Raw genomic sequence first — 18072 nt, 5'->3', positions numbered from 1 at the left:
CCCGTCCCCGCCACGCTCAGGCGACGACGAGCACCGCCCGGTAGATGGCGACGGCGTGGCACACGAAGCCGGCCACCGTGAAGGCGTGGAACAGCTCGTGGAAGCCGAACCACTCGCGGTGGATCGTGGGGGCCTGCAGCGCGTAGAAGACCGCGCCCGTGATGTACGCGACCCCTCCGGCCACGATCAGCCACCCCGCCGCCGCATCCGCGGCGAAGAAGTCGCCCAGGTAGAGCAGCGCCGCCAGCCCGAGGGCCACGTACACCGGCGTGTAGAGCCAGCGCGGCGCGTCCGTCCACAGCACCCGGAACGCGACGCCGGCCACGGCCCCCACCCACACCAGGGTGAGCAGCACCCGCGCCCGGTCCGGAGCCAGCAGGGCCAGGGAGAGCGGCGTGTAGGTGCCGGCGATGACCAGCATGATGTTCGTGTGGTCCAACCGCTTGAGGACACGGGAGACCACCTCGTTCCACTGCACCAGGTGGTACGTCGCCGAGACCGCGAACAGCAGCAGGCCCGTCACGGTGTAGACCGCGCTGGCCCACCGCAGCGTCGCGGTCGGCGCGAGCACGATGAGCACGATGCCGGCCGCCAGCGTCAGCGGCGCCATGACCGCGTGGATCCAACCGCGCAGTCGGGGCTTGTACAGCGGATGGTCGGGGTCGCGGATGCGCTCGATGCGCCAGCGCAGGCGACGGGCGGCGTCGGTCTCGCGGAGGGGTGTCACAGGGTCCATGCCTCCATTGTCGTCGGTCGGCCCGGGGCCGGGGCACGGGATGGTCGCTGTGTGCCGCGCGCGTATCCTGGAGGCTCGCAGGACCGTCCGAGAGGGGAGCGCGCCGTGGGTCGACCCGAGGCCTTCTACCGCCTGTACGAGCGGCGGCTGACGCGTGGCCTGGACCCGGAGCGCCTGCCTCGGCACATCGGCGTGCTGGTGGACGGCAACCGTCGCTGGGCCCGCGCGTTCGGGGCGTCCACGCAGCAGGGTCACCAGGCCGGCGCCGAGCGCATCCTCGACTTCATCGGCTGGTGCGACGAGGCCGGCATCCCCGTGGTCACGCTCTACATGCTCTCCACCGAGAACCTGCGGCGCCCGGCGGAGGAGCTCGCCCCGCTCCTGGAGATCATCCAGACGACGGCGGAGCGCCTCGCCCAGCCGGCCGAGGGCCGCGCCCCCGTCTGCGTGCAGCCGGTCGGCGCGGTGGACCTGCTCCCCGAGCCCATGGCGCGACGGCTCGCCGAGGTGGCCGAACAGACCAAGGACCACGACGGCGTGCACGTGAACGTGGCCGTGGGCTACGGGGGCCGCCAGGAGATCCTCGACGCCGTGCGCGAGCTGCTGCGGGACGAGCACGCCCTGGGCCACAGCGCGGCGGAGGTGGCCGAGTCCGTCACCGTCGAGCAGATCGCGGACCGGCTCTACACGCGCGGCCAGCCGGACCCGGACCTGGTCATCCGCACGTCCGGGGAGCAGCGGCTCTCCGGGTTCCTGCTCTGGCAGTCCGCCTACTCGGAGTTCTACTTCTGCGAGGCCATGTGGCCCGCGTTCCGCAAGGTCGACTTCCTGCGTGCCCTGCGCGACTACGGCAGCCGTCAGCGCCGGTTCGGCACCTGACGGTCGGCGCGGCCCCACCACAGGCCCAGCAGCACCCCGACGACGGCCCCGGCCAGGTGGCCGGTCCACGAGATGCCGGGTGCCGGCAGCAGGCCGATCAGGCTCGAGCCCAGGTGCGTGAGGGCAACGAGCACGGAGACGACGACCGCCCCGATCCGCCGCACCGCGACCCCGTAGACGATCAGGAACGCGATCAGCGCGTACACGATCCCGGAGGCGCCGATGTGCACGCCCGGGGTGCCGATCACCCAGGTCAGCAGGCCCGAGCCCAGCCAGGCGCAGACGAGCAGGGCCACCGGCCGGCGCGAGACCAGGGCGGCCAGCGGACCGAGGACGAGCAGCGCCGTCGTGTTGCCGATCAAGTGGGCCCAGCCGGCATGCAGCACGGGGGAGAACAGGACCCCGTCGAGGCCGGCGAGGCGCCGCGGGATCAGGCCCACGCCGGGGATGATCACCCGGCCGAGGAAGATCAGCACGAACTGCGCGACCCACATGGCCGCGATCAGCACGGCGGTGGGCGCGACGGCGCCCAGCAGGCGGCCGCCGGCGCGCTCGGCCAGGGTCGGGGCGGGGGCCGGGCTGCCCGGCAGATCGGGCAGGCCGGGGGACGGGCGGTGCATGCTCAAGGGCCCTCCTGGGGACGGGGAGCGGGCGGCCGTCGGGACGTCGGCGGCGCGTCTCCAGTGTAGGGAGCGCGGGACGTCGGGGCCGTGGCGGGGCCCGGACGGACCGTCACCGCGACTTCATCCCGGGTTCACCGTGCCGGGCCCCGGCGGACGACGCCGCTTCCTAGCGTGGCCCGTGGGCGGACCCCCGCCCGCATGGTTCACCGGCACAGGAGGCAGACATGGTGGCAGAGCTCGTGGAGCACGTGCAGACCCGGGAGGAGCCGTCGAGCCGGCCGGGCCAGGCGCGTGCCGAGGCGGGGCCGGCGGAGGCGACCGGCCTGCGGACCTACGTGGTGGACACGTCCGTGCTGCTCTCGGACCCGCGCGCCCTGCTGCACTTCGCCGAGCACGAGGTGGTCCTGCCGCTCGTGGTGGTCTCGGAGCTCGAGGCCAAGCGCGCCGACCCCGACCTCGGCTACGACGCGCGCACGGCCCTCCGCCTGCTCGACGACCTGCGCGGCCGCCACGGCGCGCTGGACCAGCCCGTGCCGATCACCCCCGAGGGCGGCACGCTGCGGATCGAACTGAACCACGTGTCCGTGGACGTGCTGCCCCTGGGCATCCGCGGCACGGACAACGACTCCCGCATCCTCGCCGTCGCGAAGGCGCTCGCGGACGAGGGCGCCACGGTCACGGTCGTGTCCAAGGACCTGCCGATGCGCGTGAAGGCGGCGGCCATGGGCCTCGCCGCGGACGAGTACCGCCACGAGCTCGTGCGTGACTCGGGCTGGCGCGGCACCGTCTCCCTCAGCGTGGCGCAGGAGCGGCTGGACGCCCTCTACGACGACGGCGAGGTCGACCTGGCCGGCGTCCCGCTGGGGACCCTGACCGGCACGGGCGTCGAGACCGGGCCGGAGGAGGCCCCGGCCGAGGCGAACCGCCTGCCGGTCAACACGGGGCTGGTGCTCACCGCGCCCCGGGGCTCCGCCCTGGCCCGGGTCGGCGAGGGCGGCCGAGCCTGCCTGGTGCGCGGGGACCGCGACGTGTTCGGCCTGCATGGCCGCTCCGCCGAGCAGCGGCTGGCCATCGAGCTGCTGACGGAGCCGAGCGTGGGCATCGTCTCCCTCGGCGGCCGCGCGGGCACCGGCAAGTCCGCGCTGGCGCTGTGCGCGGGCCTCGACGCCGTGATGGAGCGCCGCGAGCACCGCAGGGTGGTCGTGTTCCGCCCGCTGTACGCCGTCGGCGGCCAGGACCTCGGCTACCTGCCCGGCTCCGAGGGCGACAAGATGGGTCCGTGGGCGCAGGCCGTGTTCGACACCCTGGGCGCGCTGGTCTCCCCGTCCGTGGTGGACGAGGTGGTGGACCGCGGGATGCTGGAGATCCTGCCGCTGACGCACATCCGCGGCCGTTCGCTGCACGATGCGTGGGTGATCGTGGACGAGGCGCAGTCGCTCGAGCGGAACGTTCTGCTCACGGTGCTGAGCCGGATGGGCCGCAACTCGAAGGTGGTGCTGACCCACGACGTCGCCCAGCGAGACAACCTGCGCGTGGGCCGGCACGACGGCATCGCGGCCGTGGTGGAGCGCCTCAAGGGCCACCCGCTGTTCGGGCATGTGACGCTGACCCGTTCCGAGCGCTCACCGATCGCCGCACTGGTCACGGACCTGCTGGAGGAGGGCCGGGCCTGAGCCGGCCGGCGGGGTCGGGCATGAAAAAGGGGCCGCTGCCGAAGCAGCGGCCCCCGGCGGGGGTGCTCGGCCCCGCGGAGGGGGGATGGGGGACCGAGGAAGCCCGCCACCATGGCCCCTTTGAAACGGGATTGAGGCCATGGGGTCTGTGTGAGCCCCGTACGTCCATCAGACGGCCGGAAGCTCGTGACTTCACAGTAGACCCACGCGAGGGCTCGTCGCAATGGGCGGCTCCGGTTGCGCTGTGGGCAGAACACGGGGTGGCCGGACCGTGAACGCGAGGTGGCCGGATCGCCCTGTGGACGACGGCCCGGCGGGTGCGCCGCCCGACCTAGGCTGGGCGCATGAGCGGGGTGGGATGGGCGTGGACGCACGGCGCGCCGGCGACGGCGGTGCTGTGGTCCCTGGGACTGGTGTGGTTCGCGGTGTGCACGGGCGTGCTCGTGCGCACGGACCTGCGCGAACATCGGCTGCCGAACCGATGGACGCTGCGGCTGGCGCTGGGCGGGTTGACGATGATGACCGGGGGAGCACTGCTGGCGGGCCGGGGTGACCTGGCCCTCTGCAGCCTGCTGGGCGGTCTCGGCTACACCGTGGCGATGCTCGCGCTGCACGTGCTCAGCCGCGGCGGCCTCGGGATGGGCGACGTGAAGCTGGCCGGCGGGCTGGGCGTGTACACGGGGGTGCTCGGCCCGACGGCGGTGCTCGCCGCCGGGGTGGGCGCGATCCTGCTCGGCGGCGTCGTGGCGGGGCTGCTGGTCCTCGCGGGCCGGGCGACGGGGCGAACGGCGCTGCCGTTCGGGCCGGCGATGGTGGCGGCGGCCGCCGGAGTGCTGGTGCTGGCGTGAACGTCGAGCGGCCGCCCTCCGCACGGGAGGACGGCCGCTCGGCGTCGTGGCCCGGGAGGCGGCGTCGCGCCGCTCACCGAATCCGCCGGATCACTCCGGGTGGGTCATGGACATGGTGTCCAGGGCCTTGTCCAGCTGCTCCTCGGTGATCTCGCCGCGCTCGACGTAGCCGAGGTCCACGACGGCCTCGCGCACGGTCATCTTGTTCGCGACGGCGTGCTTGGCGATCTTGGCGGCGGCCTCGTAGCCGATCACCTTGTTCAGCGGGGTCACGATGGACGGCGAGGCGCCGGCGAGGAAGGCGCAGCGCTCCTCGTTGGCCTCGATGCCGTCGATCATCTTGTCCGCCATGACGCGCGTCGTGTTGGCCAGCAGGCGGATGGACTCGAGCAGGTTGGCGGCCATCACGGGGATGCCCACGTTGAGCTCGAACGCGCCGTTGGTGGAGGACAGGGCGACGGTGGTGTCGTTGCCGATCACCTGGGCGCACACCATGATCGCGGCCTCGCAGATCACGGGGTTGACCTTGCCCGGCATGATCGAGGAGCCCGGCTGCAGGTCCGGGATGGCGATCTCGCCGAGGCCGGTGTTCGGGCCGGAGCCCATCCAGCGCAGGTCGTTGTTGATCTTCATGAGCGAGAACGCGATGTTCCGCAGCTGGCCGGAGGCCTCCACGAGGCCGTCACGGTTGGCCTGGGCCTCGAAGTGGTTGCGGGCCTCGGTCAGCGGCAGGCCGGTCTCCTCGGCGAGCAGCTCGATCACGCGGGCGGAGAAGCCCTGGGGCGTGTTGATGCCGGTGCCCACGGCGGTGCCGCCGAGCGGGACCTCGGCCACGCGCGGCAGCGCGGACTGGATGCGCTCGATGCCGTAGCGGACCTGCGCGGCGTAGCCGCCGAACTCCTGGCCCAGGGTCACCGGGGTGGCGTCCATGAGGTGGGTGCGGCCGGACTTCACAATGCCGGCGAAGTCCTCCGCCTTCTTCTCGAGGGAGACGGCCAGGTGGTCCAGCGCCGGGACGAGGTCGTTCACGAGGGCGGCGGTGACGGCCACGTGCACGGAGGTCGGGAACACGTCGTTCGAGGACTGGGAGGCGTTGACGTGGTCGTTGGGGTGCACCTCGTCCTCGGAGCCGGCCTCCTGGAGGGCACGGGTGGCGAGGGTGGCGAGCACCTCGTTGGTGTTCATGTTCGAGGAGGTGCCGGAGCCGGTCTGGAACACGTCGATCGGGTACTGGTCGTCGTGGTCGCCGGCGATGACCTGGTCCGCGGCGGCGACGATGGCGTCCGCGCGCTCCTGCGAGATGATGCCCAGCTCGGCGTTCGCCTTGGCCGCGGCCTTCTTGACCTGCGCGAGGGCGTGGATGTGGGCGGGCTCGAGGCCCTTGCCGGAGATCGGGAAGTTCTCCACGGCGCGCTGGGTCTGTGCACGGTAGAGCGCGTTCACCGGCACCTTCACCTCGCCCATGGTGTCGTGCTCGATGCGGAACTGCTGATCGGTGTTCTCTGCGGTCATGGTCACATCCTAGGACGGCGTGGGCGCCCGGTGCCGCACCGGACGCCCGACGTCGTCAGACCGCCAGGTCGCCGTGCACGCGGCCCGGTCGCGCGGTGCCCTCGGACAGCGAGTAGGTGAGCCCGACGACGGCGGTGCGCCCGGACTCGACGGCCGCGCGGACGGACTGCGAGGTCTCCAAGAGGTGGTCGCAGGTCTGGTCCACGTGCTCGGCCACGAACTCGTCGACCTCCTCCAGGCCGCGGCGGCGCCCCGCCAGCACGGACGGGATGATGCGCTCCACGAGGGGGCGCACGAAGCCGCGCGGCATGGTGCCGGAGATGTAGGACTCGACCGTCGCCGTGACGGCGCCGCACGAGTTGTGGCCCAGGACGATGACGAGCGGGATCTCCAGCACGTCCACGCCGTACTCGATGGAGCCCAGCACGGCGTCGTCGATCACGTGGCCGGCCGTGCGCACCACGAACACGTCGCCGAGCCCCAGGTCGAAGATGATCTCGGCCGCCAGGCGCGAGTCGGCGCAGCCGAAGATCACGGCGACCGGGGCCTGGCCGGCCGTCAGCCCGCTGCGGCGCTCGGCGTTCTGGTTCGGGTGGCTCGGCTCGCCCGCCACGAAGCGGCGGTTGCCCTCGACGAGGACCTCCCACGCCTCCGCGGGGGTCAGGTCGGAGGTGGGGACGACGACGTCGGGGGCCGGCGTCGTCTCGGGGCGGGTGTGGGGGGTCATCGGGTCTCCTTCGCGACGCCGTGCGCCAGGTCTTCGAGGACGGCGCGGTCACCGGTGGTGGTCAGCACCACGGTGCTGCCGTCCACCTCCGCCACGAGCCGTCGCTCCGGCTTCTTCGGATCGGCGTGGAGGTCCCACGCGATCCCGTCGATCTCGATCGTCTCCGACGTCGGGACCTGGTCCACCCGCAGGCTCACCCAGGTGGGGTCGACGTCCTCCGCCTGCTGCAGGCCCGCGAACACCGTGTCCGTGACCACCCAGCCGACGTCCCACGTGGAGACGCCGTCCAGCTTCTGCAGGCGGGCGTAGTTGGCGTACCAGGACTCCGGCACCTCGGGCGCCAGGGCCGGCAGGTCGCCGTCGTCGTGGGGGACCGTGGCGGCCTCGGCGGCGACGTCGACGCGGTCCTCACGGGGCCGCTGCGGCGGCTCCGGGTTGAGCAGGAGGACCACGGCCACGATCGCCAGCAGAGCCGCCAGGGAGAGCACCATGGCCATCCACGGCTGCCGGGCCCGCTGCGCCTGCGTGGCGGTCAGGACGGGACGGGGGGCGGGGGAGTGGGGGTCGGCGGAGCTCACGGTCAGCATTGTGCCACCCGCGGGAGACCGCCCCCGTAGGATGAGGACCGGGGCAGAGCCGCCCTCACGCCCCGTCTCGTGCGGACGGAGCGCCGCGAGCAAGGATCGGAGCAGCGATGACCAGCGCGTCCTCGGAGAAGACCGGCTACGAGAATCACGTCCCGGACCGCAACCTGGCCATGGAGTTGGTGCGGGTGACCGAGGCGGCGGCCATCGCCGCGAGTCCCTGGGTGGGCTACGGGGACAAGAACAAGGCGGACGGCGCCGCGGTGGACGCGATGCGCGCGTTCATGGACACCGTGGCCATGGACGGCACCGTGGTGATCGGCGAGGGCGAGAAGGACGAGGCCCCCATGCTGTTCAACGGCGAGCAGGTCGGCGACGGCTCCGGCGCCGCCGTGGACGTGGCCGTGGACCCGATCGACGGCACCCGACTGACCGCCATGGGCTACAACAACGCGCTCTCCGTCTTCGCGGTGGCCGAGCGCGGCACCATGTTCGACCCGTCGGCCGTGTTCTACATGGACAAGCTCGTGGTGGGCCCCGAGGCCGCCGACTTCGTGGACATGCGCCTGCCGGTGAAGCAGAACGTGAACCTTGTGGCCAAGGCCCTGGACAAGCCCGTCTCCCAGGTGACCGTGTGCGTGCTGGACCGCCCCCGCCACGAGGGCCTGGTCAAGGAGATCCGCCAGGCCGGCGCCCGCGTGAAGTTCATCCTGGACGGCGACGTCGCCGGCGCCATCGCCGCCGCCCGCCCGGGCACCGGCGTGGACATGATGATGGGCATCGGCGGCACCCCGGAGGGCATCGTCACCGCGTGCGCGATCAAGGCCACCGGCGGCATCATCCAGGGCCGCCTGGCCCCCACCGACGACGCCGAGAAGCAGAAGGCCCTCGACGCCGGCCTCGACCTCGACGCCGTGCTGACCACGAACGAGCTGGTCACCTCCGACCACTGCTACTTCGCGGCCACCGGCATCACCGACGGCGACCTGCTGCGCGGTGTGCGCTTCGCCGACGGCCGCGTGCACACGCAGTCCATCGTGATGCGCTCGTCGTCCGGCACGGTCCGCACCGTGGACGCCGAGCACGACGTGAAGAAGTGGTCCAAGTGGCTGGAGGACCGCGACGCCCGCTGAGCCTGCGGGCCGGCCTGCCGGGCTCAGCCCCGCGGCAGGCCGGCCACGTGCACCGTCGCCGGGGCGCCGGCCGCGGCGCGGACGGCCAGCCGGCCGGACGCCGTCTCCACGGCGGGCAGGAATACGGCCTCGCCCGGGCCCAGCTCGATCTCCTGGCCTGCCAGGGCCAGGCTCGCCGTGCCGCGGGTGACCACCGCGATCCCGGGCCCGTGCACGTCGAGCCCGTGGACGGCGTCGTCCTCGAGCGTGGCCTGGAGCAGCTCGAACTCCTCGAACGGCGGGCGGAAGGCCACCACGGAGTCGGCCACGCGCTCGGGCTCGGTGGAGGGCACCGGCAGCGCCTCGAAGGTGACCACGCGGCGCAGCTCGGGCACGTCCACGTGCTTCGGGGTGAGCCCGCCGCGCAGCACGTTGTCCGAGGCCGCCATGACCTCCACGCCCAGCCCGTGCAGGTACGCGTGCACGTTGCCGGCGGGCAGATGGATGGCCTGACCCGGGGCCAGGTCCACGCGGTTGAGCAGGATGGCCACCACCACGCCGGGGTCGTCCGGGTGGTGCTGGGCGACCTCGAGGGCCGTGGCCAGCGAGGGGTCGCGCTCGGCCAGGTCCGGCGCGGCCCGCAGCACGTCCACGACCTGCGCGACGGCGCCGGGGGCGCCCCACACGGAGTCCGGGTCGAGGATCGAGGTGAACGCGTCCTCGAGGTCGCCGGCGGCGAGGGCCTGGCTGATCCGGGCGGCGGCGACGGCGACGGCGGACGTGTCCCCGTCCGCCCGCTCCGTGAGGGCGCGGGCCAGGGCCTCGAAGCTGTCCGAGGAGACCTCGGGGGAGCGGAAGCCGCACATCGCCGAGAAGGGGGTCAGCGCGAGCAGCATCTCCGGCTTGTGGTTCGCGTCCTTGTAGTTGCGCTGCGGGGCGTCGACCGGCACGCCGGCGGCCTGCTCCGCGGCGAAGCCCGCGCGGGCCTGCTCCAGGGTGGGGTGCGCCTGGATGGACAGCGGGGCGCCCGCGGCGAGCAGCTTCATGAGGAAGGGCAGCCGGCCCTCCGGCGCGACGGGCCCGAGGCAGCGCTCCGGGTCCGCGGCCACCACCTCGTCCAGGCCGATGTGGGCGCCGTCCGCCACGACGGCGACGCACGGGGCGCCCGGATGGTCGCCCAGCCACAGCTCGGCCTCGGGGCGGCCGGTGGGCTCGCGTCCCTGCAGGTCGGCGAGGAGCGTGGGGGAGCCCCAGGCGTAGTCACGGATCACGGGCTTCAGGACGTGCATGCGCCCAGCCTAGGTCAGCCCGTCGGCCCGCGCGTCGCGCCTCACGGGGCCGGGACGCACAGCCCGTTGGTCGAGGACGCGTGGTTCAGCACGTCCTCCTGGCCCAGGTCCTCGGCCGTCATCAGGTCCTCGGCGGTGAAGGGCTCGCCGTCGGAGCGGGTCGGCGGGGCCGGCCACGTGGCCGGGTCGTCCTCGTCGACGTCGGAGGTCTGCGTCTCCTGCGCGACGACGGCCAGCACGGTGAGCAGCGGCGTCGCCGAGACCCCGGTCGGCTCCGATCCGGCGGTCACGGACTCATCGGCCAGCATCTCGTCCACGCGGCGGTGGACGAGGTCGTAGTCGGGGTAGGTGGTGAAGTGGGTGCCCGTGTCGCCGAAGTCGGGCGGGCCGATGGTCAGCCGCCGCATCTTCTGGCCGCGCGAGCGCTCGGCGAGGTCGACGAACGTGCCGAGCTGGGACTGCGGCAGGTCGGTGGTCACGATCTGCTGGCCCGCCGCGAGGATCCCCTCGAAGCGGGTGAGCACGGTGGCGGGGCTGAACTGCTCCAGCATCGCCGCCTGCAGGCACTGCTGCCGGCGGATGCGGGCGTAGTCGGTGGACCAGTGCCGGGAGCGGGCGAAGGCGAGCGCGTCGTCGCCGTTGAAGTGGTGGGTGCCCGGCTCCCACCAGATGTTGCCCCAGACGCCGTCGGGCCGGACGCCGCGGTGCACCACGTAGCCGCCGCTGACGACGTCCACCCCGCCCATGGCGTCGATCAGCTGGGCGAAGCCGCCCATGTCCATGAGGGCGTAGCCGGAGACGTCCAGGCCGAGGATGCCGCCGGCGGCGTCCTTCATGGCCTCGGCGCCGGGGTGCTCGGCGTCCGGGTAGAGGTCTGCGTGGTGCTCCTCCACGTCCGTGTAGAGGGCGTTGAGGATGCACTCGTCGCCGCAGTCGAAGCCGTTCGGGTACACGTCCCACAGCGGGGAGCCCTCGACGAACGGCGCGTTCTGGAGATTGCGGGGCAGGGAGAACATCACGATGGCGCCGGTGCGGGCGTCCACGGAGACCACGTGCATGGAGTCCGGGCGCAGCCCCTGGCGGCCCTCGCCGGCGTCCGCGCCCAGGACCAGGATGTTGTAGCGGCCCTCGGCCTCCGGGACGGCCGGCCCCTCCCGGAAGACCTCGCCGAGCGCCCCGCGGCTCGTGTTCGCCGCCCAGCCGCCGTAGAGCAGGGCGCCGCTGGTGAGCACGAGCGCGAGCGCGGTGACCGCCGCCGTGATCTTCCGCGCGCCGGGGGCGAGCAGGTGCGGCCGGATCAGCCGGAACGTGTCCACCCACAGCACCGCCCAGCCCACCGCCAGCGCCGCCAGGACCACCGCCAGCCCGAGCAGCACGCCGTCCCGGGCCATGAGCGAGATCAGGCTCGCGCGGGAGACCAGCCACCACAGCAGCCCGACGATCAGCACGGCCCACACGGTGACGGTGACCCGCAGCGCCACGCGGCCGAGCCGGCGGCTGCCGGCGACGAGCTGGGCGCCGCCGGGGACCAGCAGGGTCAGGGCGGTGAGGATCAGCGCCCGGCGGGTGCGCTCGGTGGGGGAGGCGACGCGCGGATCCCGGAGCGGGTCGGGCTGCGCGTGACCGGCGGGCACGGATCCGGTGGCGGGCGACATCAGCGGTCGGCGGCCATCCGCTCGCGCAGGCGGGCCCCCTTGGCCTGGGCCTGGGCGTTGAGCTCGTCGGCGTGCTCGGCGAGGGCGGCGCGCAGGCGGTCGCCCTCCGCGGTGTCGGCCGAGGCGAGGATGCGGGCGGCCAGCAGGCCGGCGTTGCGGGCGCCGTCGATGGAGACGGTGGCCACCGGCACGCCGGCGGGCATCTGGACGATCGAGAGCAGGGAGTCCATCCCGTCCAGGCTCTTGAGCTTCACGGGCACGCCGATCACGGGCAGGGGGGTGACGGCGGCGAGCATCCCGGGCAGGTGCGCCGCGCCGCCCGCGCCGGCCACGATCACGCGGATGCCGCGCTCGTGCGCGCGGGCGCCGAACTCCACCATCTCGTGGGGCATGCGGTGCGCGGAGACCACGCCGACCTCGACGGGCACGTCGAGCTCGCGCAGGGCCTCGGCGGCCGCGCTCATCACGGGCCAGTCGGAGTCGGAGCCCATCACGACGGAGACGACCGGGGCGTCGTCCTGCAGGGGCTGGGCGGGGGTCTGGGGCGTGGCGGTCATGGGCGGGCCTCCGTCTCGGTGCCGGTGGTGGGGGCGTCGTCGCGCAGGAGTGCGGCGGCGGACTCGGCGGTCCGCACGGCCTCCTCGAGGCTGAGGCCGTGGTCCGCGACGACGTTGACGTGACCGACCTTGCGGCCCGGGCGCACGTCCTTGCCGTAGAGGTGGACCTTGGCCTGCGGGTGGGCGGCGAGGGCCACGACGCTGCCGGCGTGCAGGTCCTCGCGGGCGCCGCCGAGGACGTTCTTCATCACGACGCCGGCCCCGCGGGGGGTCGTCTCGCCCAGCGGCAGGTCGAGCACGGCGCGGACGTGCTGCTCGAACTGGCCGGTGACGGCGCCGTCCATGGACCAGTGGCCGGAGTTGTGGGGGCGCATGGCCAGCTCGTTCACCTGGAAGCCCGGGCCGACCCCCGGCGTCTCGAACAGCTCGACCGCGAGCATGCCGGTGACGTCCAGCTCCTCGGCGAGGCGGACGGCCGCGGCGGTCGCGGCCGCGGCGACGGCCGGGTCGAGGTCCTGGGCCGGGGCGACCACGAGGTCGCACACGCCGGCCACCTGGACCGAGTCGACGACGGGGTAGACGGCCACCTCACCGGAGGGGGTGCGCGCCACCTGCGCGGAGAGCTCACGGGAGAAGGGGACGAGGGCCTCGGCCAGCAGCGGGGCGATGCCGGCGCCGAGCCACGCGGCCAGGGTGCCGTCCGCGGCGGAGGTGCGGGCGTCGTCGGCGTCGTCGAGCTTGAGCACGCCCTTGCCGTCGTAGCCGCCGCGGGCGGTCTTGAGGATCATGGGCCAGCCGTGCTCGTCGCCGAAGGCGAGGACGGCCTCGAGGTCGTCGACCGGCGCCCACGCCGGGTTCGGCAGGCCCAGCCGCTCGACGGCGGCGCGCATGACCAGCTTGTCCTGGGCGTGCTGCAGCGCCTCGGGGCCGGGGCGCACGGCGACGCCGGCCTCCTGCAGGGCCCGCAGGTGCTCGGTGGGCACGTGCTCGTGGTCGAAGGTGACCACGTCCACCGTGGCCGCGAACGCGCGCAGGTCCGCCAGGTCCGCGTGGTCGCCGACCACGTGGGGGGCGACCTGGGCCGCTGACGCGTCCGGGGCCTCCGCGAGCACGCGGAAGGGCACGCCGAGCTCCGCGGCCGCGCCCGCCATCATGCGGGCCAGCTGCCCGCCACCGATCACACCGAGTCGAGGGGAAGTCACCCGCACAGGGTAGTCGGACCGGCTGAGAACTCCGTCACGGAGGGGCGGCCGACGCCGGATCCGAGGAGGTCGCGCGCCGGGGGCGCGGCTACAGTGTTCCCCAGCCCTGCGCGGGTCCGGCCCGCGTGCACACCCCCGTCCCGAACCGAGGAGTCCACGCCCATGCTGTCCGATCTCTGGGGCCGCCTGACCGGGATGGCCTCCCTGCTGTGGCGGGAGGTGGCCAAGTTCGGCACCGTCGGTGCGGCCGCGTTCGTGGTGGACTCGCTCGTCTTCTGGTGGATGATGACCGGCCCGCTCGAGGGGTCCAACGTCAAGGCCAAGATCGTGGGCGGCGTCGTCGCCACCCTGTTCAGCTGGGTCGCCAACCGCTACTGGACGTTCCGGGACAAGCGCTCCTCGAACAAGACGCGCGAGCTCGTGATGTTCCTGATCATGAACGCGATCGGGCTGGGCATCCAGGCCGGCTGCGTGGCGATCGCGCAGTACCTGCTGGGCGTGACCGACCCGACCGGCCTGTTCATCGCCGGCAACGTGATCGGCCTGTTCTTCGGCACCGTGTTCCGCTACTTCGCCTACCGGTTCTGGGTGTTCAAGGAGAAGCTGGACGTGGAGCCCGGCTTCGCCAACGACCTCGCGATCATCACCGGCCAGATGCCCGTGCTGCGCGAGGACCAGCTGCGTCCGCGCGGCCGGCACCGTACCCCCGACGCCGGGGTCTGAGCGCCCCGGCCTGACCCCGCCGCCCCGTCAGGGGCGCACGGTCACCGCCCGACCCGCGTCCCACGCCTCCAGCGCGGCCCGCACTCCCGCCCACGTCAGGCGGGGGCGCGGGCCGTCGTCGTCCGGGGCGACGTCGGCCCCGGCCGGGATCGACGCGGGCCGCACGTGATCCACGGGGCCGGGCAGGGCATCCGGCTGGGCGCGGATCTCGGCGGCCACGTCCACGACGGCCGGATCGGCGGCCGGGCCGTCGAACTCGGGCTCGAGGCCGCGCGGCAGGGCCACGGCGAAGACGGCCACGGACGGGTCCGGCCACGCCTCGGGCCGGTCTGTGAGGACGGCGGCGGGGGAGTCGCCCTCGAGGGCGGGCTCGGCCTCGGCGCAGAGCACGCCGAGGGCGAGGGCGTGGGAGAGCCAGTGGACGGGCAGGTCCAGGGCGACGGCGTCGCCCGCCCCCACGCCCTCGGCGCCGAGCAGGCCCGCGAACTTGGCGGCCCAGTTCACGGTCACACGGCCCGAGAGCTCGATGCGCTGGTCCACCGCGCCGGGCTCGTCCGGGGCCCCCGGCTCCTGGACGAGCGCGGGCCGCGGGGAGGAGGCGAGGCGGAGCACGAGGGGGCCGGTGGACCGGGGTGCGGAGAGGGAGACCATGGGCCCAGTGTGGCACCCGCTCGGTTTGACTCGGCATGAATCACACCGATGTAATGAACCCGGGCCAACGGTCCCGCCAGGAGGGGCCCGCCGGATTGCCCGGCACCCGCGCGGACCGCATGGTCACCCGGCCCACACCGCCACGTCGATCCCGGGAAGAGGCGTTACACATGGAGCAGACCCAGCGAGTCGAGGACGCGCACCGCGCCGATCCCGCGCCGGCGCCTCGTCCGCGGAGCGTCCCCAGCGACTGGTTCCTGGATCCCGCCGACCCGCAGGCCGACGTCTCCGGTGCGAGCCTCGAGGGCCAGGCGACCGCCTTCCTCACCGCCCACGACCTCGACGGCGAGACCGGCACCCCGACCGCCACCGTCACCGCCCTCTTCCCCGGTGACGCGCGTCCGGTCGAGGCCGTGCCCGTCTCCGCCGACTGGGCCGCCATCCCGGGCGTGACCACCGAGCCCGTCGAGGGCGAGCTGGCCTGGCAGGCGGACGCCCTGTGCGCGCAGACGGACCCCGAGGCGTTCTTCCCGGAGAAGGGCGGCTCCACGCGGGACGCCAAGCGCGTGTGCGAGGCCTGCACCGTCAAGGACGCGTGCCTGGAGTACGCCATGGCGAACGACGAGCGCTTCGGCATCTGGGGCGGGCTCTCCGAGCGCGAGCGTCGCCGCCTGCGCCGCGCCCGCGCCTGAGGCACGGCGCCCGTCCACCGGGTGCGGTGCCCGGCGCGGACCGCCCGGTCCGGGCTCAGCCGCGGCCCCAGCTGGGGTCGAGCACCTGCGGGTCCACGCCCAACGCGTCGGCGCAACGGCTCAGCGCCACCCCGTAGACGGCCCCCTCGAGGTCGGCCGGGTCGGCCGCGTCCCGCAGCGGCCGCTCGAACAGGGTGATCAGCACCCCGTCCCGGCCCTGCCGCTCGGCCCGCGCGAACAGCGCCTCCTCATCCCGTTCCCGGCCGGCGTGCAGCTCGCGCAGCCGCTCGTCGAGCCGGTCCGGGATGCGCTCCACCCGCGCGGTCACGTGCCGCAGCCCGGGCGCGTCCAGGGAGCCCAGCCGGTCCACCGCCTTCTCGACGGCGGTCAGCAGCGCCTCGCCCCGGCCCCGCTCCGAGCGCGCACCGAACGGGCGCGGATGCCGCAGCCCTCGGCCACGGCGGTCCCGGCCGCCGCGCCCCGTGGGGGAGGAGACGCCGGCCTCGGCCGGGCCGCCCTCGACACCCGGCTCGGCCCCCGCGGCGTCGCCCGCCCGGAACGGCAGGGGGTCGAGGGGATCGGAGGAGGCGGACGGGGTCATGCGCGCCATGGTAGGCCACCGCCCCGGGCCGTCCGCCGAGTAGGGTGGCGGGCGTGGGACCCATGCGACGCTGCAGCAAGACCGGATGCCAGAGCCCTGCCCTGGCCACGCTGACGTACAACTACGCGGACTCGCAGGTGGTCATCGGGCCCCTGTCGCGCCGGGCGGAGCCGCACACGTACGACCTCTGCGGCGAGCACGCTCGGCGCACCACGGCCCCGCGCGGCTGGGAGGTGCTGCGGCTGGAGCTGCCCGAGCACTACGAGGCCGTCGACGCGGACGGCGGCGTGCGCACGGTCCCCACCCGGCCCATGGCCGTCCCGCCGGCCCGCCCCGGGCTGCGCGTGGTGCGTGACGGGGACTGACGCGGCACGTGTCGTGCCGTCCGGGGCCTCGCTAGGCTGGAGGGCATGACTGAGACCTCCGCAGAGTTCCGCACCCCCGACGTCGACCCGGCCTTCGCCAACCGCACCACCGTGCCCGGTGCCTCGTTCGACTTCACGGTCCGGGACCTGTCCCTGGCCGAGGCGGGCCGCCACCAGATCCGCCTGGCCGAGCACGAGATGCCGGGGCTGATGTCCCTGCGCGAGGAGTACGGGGAGGCCCAGCCGCTGAAGGGCGCCCGCATCGCCGGCTCCCTGCACATGACCGTGCAGACCGCCGTGCTCATCGAGACCCTCATCGCCCTCGGCGCCGAGGTCCGGTGGGCCTCCTGCAACATCTTCTCCACGCAGGATGAGGCCGCCGCCGCCGTCGTCGTGGGCTCGGGCACCCCCGAGGACCCGCAGGGCGTGCCGGTGTTCGCCTGGAAGAACGAGTCCCTCGAGGACTACTGGTGGACCGCCTCGCAGATCCTCACCTGGCCGGGCGCGGACGAGGATCCGGAGCGCGGCCCCAACATGATCCTGGACGACGGCGGCGACGCCACCCTGCTGGTGCACAAGGGCGTCGAGTTCGAGGCCGCGGGCGCCGTGCCCAGCGCCACCGAGGACGATCCCGAGGAGTACCGGATCATCCTCGAGACGCTGCGCCGCTCGCTGGCCCGCGACCCGCAGCACTGGACCCGCACCGCCGGCACCCTGCGCGGCGTCTCCGAGGAGACCACCACGGGCGTGCTGCGCCTCTACCAGCTGGCGCAGGAGGGCCGCCTGCTCTTCCCGGCGATCAACGTGAACGACGCCGTGACCAAGTCCAAGTTCGACAACAAGTACGGCATCCGCCACTCCCTGCCGGACGGCATCATGCGCGCCACGGACGTGCTGATCGGCGGCAAGGTCGCCGTGGTCTGCGGCTACGGCGACGTCGGCAAGGGTGCCGCCGAGGCCCTGCGCGGCCAGGGTGCCCGCGTGATCGTCACGGAGATCGACCCGATCTGCGCGCTGCAGGCCGCGATGGACGGCTACCAGGTGGCCCGCCTCGAGGACGTGGTGGGCGAGGGCGACATCTTCGTCACCACCACCGGCGGCAAGGACATCATCATGGCCGAGCACATGGCCGCCATGAAGGACAAGGCCATCGTGGGCAACGTGGGCCACTTCGACAACGAGATCGACATGGCCGGCCTGGCCCGCATCCCCGGCGTCGTGAAGACCGAGATCAAGCCGCAGGTCCACGAGTGGACCCTGGACGGCGGCACGGAGGCCGAGCGCAGCATCATCGTGCTCTCCGAGGGCCGCCTGCTGAACCTCGGCAACGCCACCGGCCACCCCTCGTTCGTGATGAGCGCGTCCTTCACCAACCAGGTGATGGCGCAGATAGAGCTCTTCGGCGGCTCCACGGGCACCGGCGCCCTGACCGGCGACCACTACGAGAAGCGCGTCTACACGCTGCCCAAGGTGCTGGACGAGAAGGTCGCCCGCCTGCACCTGGACGCCCTCGGCGTCGGGCTGACCGAGCTGACCAAGGCCCAGGCCGAGTACCTCGGCGTGGACGTGGCCGGCCCCTACAAGGCCGACCACTACCGCTACTGATCCCCGGCGCCCGCGGGCGGACGGACCCACTCGAGAGA

At 73.8% G+C, this 18072-nt stretch carries 19 protein-coding genes; 8 read left to right on the top strand and 11 right to left on the bottom strand.

The features are described from left to right. Nucleotides 1-16: 16 nt before the first annotated feature. A complete protein-coding gene (gene trhA, locus ACZ1IK_RS02375) occupies nt 17-736 on the bottom strand; it encodes a PAQR family membrane homeostasis protein TrhA (protein ID WP_135040037.1) in 720 nt (239 codons plus the stop codon). A 105-nt stretch (nt 737-841) separates the two neighbouring features. Here trhA and ACZ1IK_RS02370 point away from each other — a divergent pair, with 105 nt between their 5' ends. Further along, the gene (locus ACZ1IK_RS02370) at nt 842-1615 is read left to right on the top strand and encodes an isoprenyl transferase (protein WP_036339992.1); all 774 of its coding nucleotides are present in this window, start codon (nt 842-844) and stop codon (nt 1613-1615) included. Here the strand turns inward: ACZ1IK_RS02370 and ACZ1IK_RS02365 are convergent. Next, complete coding sequence (locus tag ACZ1IK_RS02365; protein WP_257966160.1) at nt 1594-2235, bottom strand: rhomboid family intramembrane serine protease; 642 nt, start codon at nt 2233-2235, stop codon at nt 1594-1596. The genes ACZ1IK_RS02370 and ACZ1IK_RS02365 overlap by 22 nt on opposite strands. A gap of 227 nt (nt 2236-2462) precedes the next feature. Here ACZ1IK_RS02365 and ACZ1IK_RS02360 point away from each other — a divergent pair, with 227 nt between their 5' ends. After that, nucleotides 2463-3911, top strand: a complete 1449-nt coding sequence (locus ACZ1IK_RS02360; RefSeq protein ID WP_070709063.1) for a PhoH family protein — start codon at nt 2463-2465, stop codon at nt 3909-3911. A 344-nt stretch (nt 3912-4255) separates the two neighbouring features. Next, a complete protein-coding gene (locus tag ACZ1IK_RS02355; RefSeq protein WP_144825400.1) occupies nt 4256-4759 on the top strand; it encodes a prepilin peptidase in 504 nt (167 codons plus the stop codon). 90 nt (nt 4760-4849) lie between these two features. Here ACZ1IK_RS02355 and ACZ1IK_RS02350 read toward each other — a convergent pair whose 3' ends face one another. From ACZ1IK_RS02350 to ACZ1IK_RS02340, 3 genes are read right to left on the bottom strand one after another with little or no spacing between them, the layout of a single operon-like run. Continuing rightward, on the bottom strand, nt 4850-6271 hold the full coding sequence (locus tag ACZ1IK_RS02350) for a class II fumarate hydratase (protein ID WP_465098297.1): 1422 nt from the start codon (nt 6269-6271) through the stop codon (nt 4850-4852). Between the two features lie 55 nt (nt 6272-6326). After that, nucleotides 6327-6998 carry a carbonic anhydrase gene (locus ACZ1IK_RS02345; protein ID WP_049147417.1) on the bottom strand — a complete coding sequence of 224 codons (672 nt, stop codon included), beginning with the start codon at nt 6996-6998 and terminating at the stop codon, nt 6327-6329. After that, nucleotides 6995-7585: a DUF4245 domain-containing protein gene (locus tag ACZ1IK_RS02340; RefSeq protein ID WP_069941642.1), complete on the bottom strand. Its 591-nt coding sequence runs from the start codon at nt 7583-7585 to the stop codon at nt 6995-6997. Before ACZ1IK_RS02340 ends, ACZ1IK_RS02345 begins: the two co-directional genes overlap by 4 nt. 107 nt (nt 7586-7692) lie before the next feature. On the opposite strand from ACZ1IK_RS02340, the gene glpX reads away from it, so the two are divergent. Continuing rightward, nucleotides 7693-8715 (top strand): class II fructose-bisphosphatase, encoded by a 1023-nt coding sequence (glpX, locus tag ACZ1IK_RS02335; RefSeq protein ID WP_134377287.1) that lies wholly within the window; start codon nt 7693-7695, stop codon nt 8713-8715. Between the two features lie 23 nt (nt 8716-8738). On the opposite strand, the gene manA is transcribed toward glpX, so the two are convergent. The 4 genes from manA to ACZ1IK_RS02315 are packed head-to-tail and all read right to left on the bottom strand — an operon-like array spanning nt 8739 to nt 13397. Next, nucleotides 8739-9983 carry a mannose-6-phosphate isomerase, class I gene (gene manA / locus ACZ1IK_RS02330; RefSeq protein WP_135040512.1) on the bottom strand — a complete coding sequence of 415 codons (1245 nt, stop codon included), beginning with the start codon at nt 9981-9983 and terminating at the stop codon, nt 8739-8741. Nucleotides 9984-10024: 41 nt separating this feature from the next. Then, nucleotides 10025-11617 (bottom strand): LCP family protein, encoded by a 1593-nt coding sequence (locus ACZ1IK_RS02325; protein ID WP_465098296.1) that lies wholly within the window; start codon nt 11615-11617, stop codon nt 10025-10027. A gap of 20 nt (nt 11618-11637) precedes the next feature. Further along, on the bottom strand, nt 11638-12195 hold the full coding sequence (purE, locus tag ACZ1IK_RS02320) for a 5-(carboxyamino)imidazole ribonucleotide mutase (RefSeq protein ID WP_166437667.1): 558 nt from the start codon (nt 12193-12195) through the stop codon (nt 11638-11640). Continuing rightward, complete coding sequence (locus ACZ1IK_RS02315) at nt 12192-13397, bottom strand: 5-(carboxyamino)imidazole ribonucleotide synthase (protein ID WP_166437666.1); 1206 nt, start codon at nt 13395-13397, stop codon at nt 12192-12194. The genes purE and ACZ1IK_RS02315 overlap by 4 nt, the downstream gene beginning before the upstream one ends. A 162-nt stretch (nt 13398-13559) precedes the next feature. On the opposite strand from ACZ1IK_RS02315, the gene ACZ1IK_RS02310 reads away from it, so the two are divergent. Next, nucleotides 13560-14120 (top strand): GtrA family protein, encoded by a 561-nt coding sequence (locus tag ACZ1IK_RS02310; RefSeq protein WP_002854495.1) that lies wholly within the window; start codon nt 13560-13562, stop codon nt 14118-14120. 27 nt (nt 14121-14147) lie between these two features. On the opposite strand, the gene ACZ1IK_RS02305 is transcribed toward ACZ1IK_RS02310, so the two are convergent. Next, on the bottom strand, nt 14148-14771 hold the full coding sequence (locus ACZ1IK_RS02305) for a hypothetical protein (RefSeq protein WP_248074017.1): 624 nt from the start codon (nt 14769-14771) through the stop codon (nt 14148-14150). A 170-nt stretch (nt 14772-14941) separates the two neighbouring features. On the opposite strand from ACZ1IK_RS02305, the gene ACZ1IK_RS02300 reads away from it, so the two are divergent. Then, a complete protein-coding gene (locus tag ACZ1IK_RS02300; protein WP_465098295.1) occupies nt 14942-15463 on the top strand; it encodes a WhiB family transcriptional regulator in 522 nt (173 codons plus the stop codon). 55 nt (nt 15464-15518) lie between these two features. On the opposite strand, the gene ACZ1IK_RS02295 is transcribed toward ACZ1IK_RS02300, so the two are convergent. Continuing rightward, nucleotides 15519-16064 (bottom strand): hypothetical protein, encoded by a 546-nt coding sequence (locus tag ACZ1IK_RS02295; RefSeq protein WP_465098294.1) that lies wholly within the window; start codon nt 16062-16064, stop codon nt 15519-15521. A gap of 62 nt (nt 16065-16126) precedes the next feature. Between ACZ1IK_RS02295 and ACZ1IK_RS02290 the strand changes: the two genes are divergently transcribed. After that, complete coding sequence (locus tag ACZ1IK_RS02290; protein ID WP_020628239.1) at nt 16127-16429, top strand: DUF3499 family protein; 303 nt, start codon at nt 16127-16129, stop codon at nt 16427-16429. 45 nt (nt 16430-16474) lie between these two features. Then, on the top strand, nt 16475-18034 hold the full coding sequence (gene ahcY, locus ACZ1IK_RS02285) for an adenosylhomocysteinase (RefSeq protein ID WP_239664519.1): 1560 nt from the start codon (nt 16475-16477) through the stop codon (nt 18032-18034). Nucleotides 18035-18072 lie beyond the last annotated feature (38 nt).

This window comes from Micrococcus sp. CS26 (genome assembly GCF_055522295.1).
This window is presented reverse-complemented; position numbering and strand designations above follow the sequence as displayed.

Bases quoted from the DNA above. Each gene is read 5' to 3' on its own strand.
- ACZ1IK_RS02365 (WP_257966160.1), bottom strand. From the start codon at position 2,235: ATGCACCGCCCGTCCCCCGGCCTGCCCGATCTGCCGGGCAGCCCGGCC.
- ACZ1IK_RS02345 (WP_049147417.1), bottom strand. From the start codon at position 6,998: ATGACCCCCCACACCCGCCCCGAGACGACGCCGGCCCCCGACGTCGTC.
- ACZ1IK_RS02350 (WP_465098297.1), bottom strand. From the start codon at position 6,271: ATGACCGCAGAGAACACCGATCAGCAGTTCCGCATCGAGCACGACACC.
- trhA (WP_135040037.1), bottom strand. From the start codon at position 736: ATGGACCCTGTGACACCCCTCCGCGAGACCGACGCCGCCCGTCGCCTG.
- ACZ1IK_RS02290 (WP_020628239.1), top strand. From the start codon at position 16,127: ATGCGACGCTGCAGCAAGACCGGATGCCAGAGCCCTGCCCTGGCCACG.
- ACZ1IK_RS02340 (WP_069941642.1), bottom strand. From the start codon at position 7,585: ATGCTGACCGTGAGCTCCGCCGACCCCCACTCCCCCGCCCCCCGTCCC.
- purE (WP_166437667.1), bottom strand. From the start codon at position 12,195: ATGACCGCCACGCCCCAGACCCCCGCCCAGCCCCTGCAGGACGACGCC.
- ACZ1IK_RS02295 (WP_465098294.1), bottom strand. From the start codon at position 16,064: ATGACCCCGTCCGCCTCCTCCGATCCCCTCGACCCCCTGCCGTTCCGG.
- ACZ1IK_RS02360 (WP_070709063.1), top strand. From the start codon at position 2,463: ATGGTGGCAGAGCTCGTGGAGCACGTGCAGACCCGGGAGGAGCCGTCG.
- ACZ1IK_RS02310 (WP_002854495.1), top strand. From the start codon at position 13,560: ATGCTGTCCGATCTCTGGGGCCGCCTGACCGGGATGGCCTCCCTGCTG.
- glpX (WP_134377287.1), top strand. From the start codon at position 7,693: ATGACCAGCGCGTCCTCGGAGAAGACCGGCTACGAGAATCACGTCCCG.
- ACZ1IK_RS02300 (WP_465098295.1), top strand. From the start codon at position 14,942: ATGGAGCAGACCCAGCGAGTCGAGGACGCGCACCGCGCCGATCCCGCG.
- ahcY (WP_239664519.1), top strand. From the start codon at position 16,475: ATGACTGAGACCTCCGCAGAGTTCCGCACCCCCGACGTCGACCCGGCC.
- ACZ1IK_RS02355 (WP_144825400.1), top strand. From the start codon at position 4,256: ATGAGCGGGGTGGGATGGGCGTGGACGCACGGCGCGCCGGCGACGGCG.
- ACZ1IK_RS02305 (WP_248074017.1), bottom strand. From the start codon at position 14,771: ATGGTCTCCCTCTCCGCACCCCGGTCCACCGGCCCCCTCGTGCTCCGC.
- manA (WP_135040512.1), bottom strand. From the start codon at position 9,983: ATGCACGTCCTGAAGCCCGTGATCCGTGACTACGCCTGGGGCTCCCCC.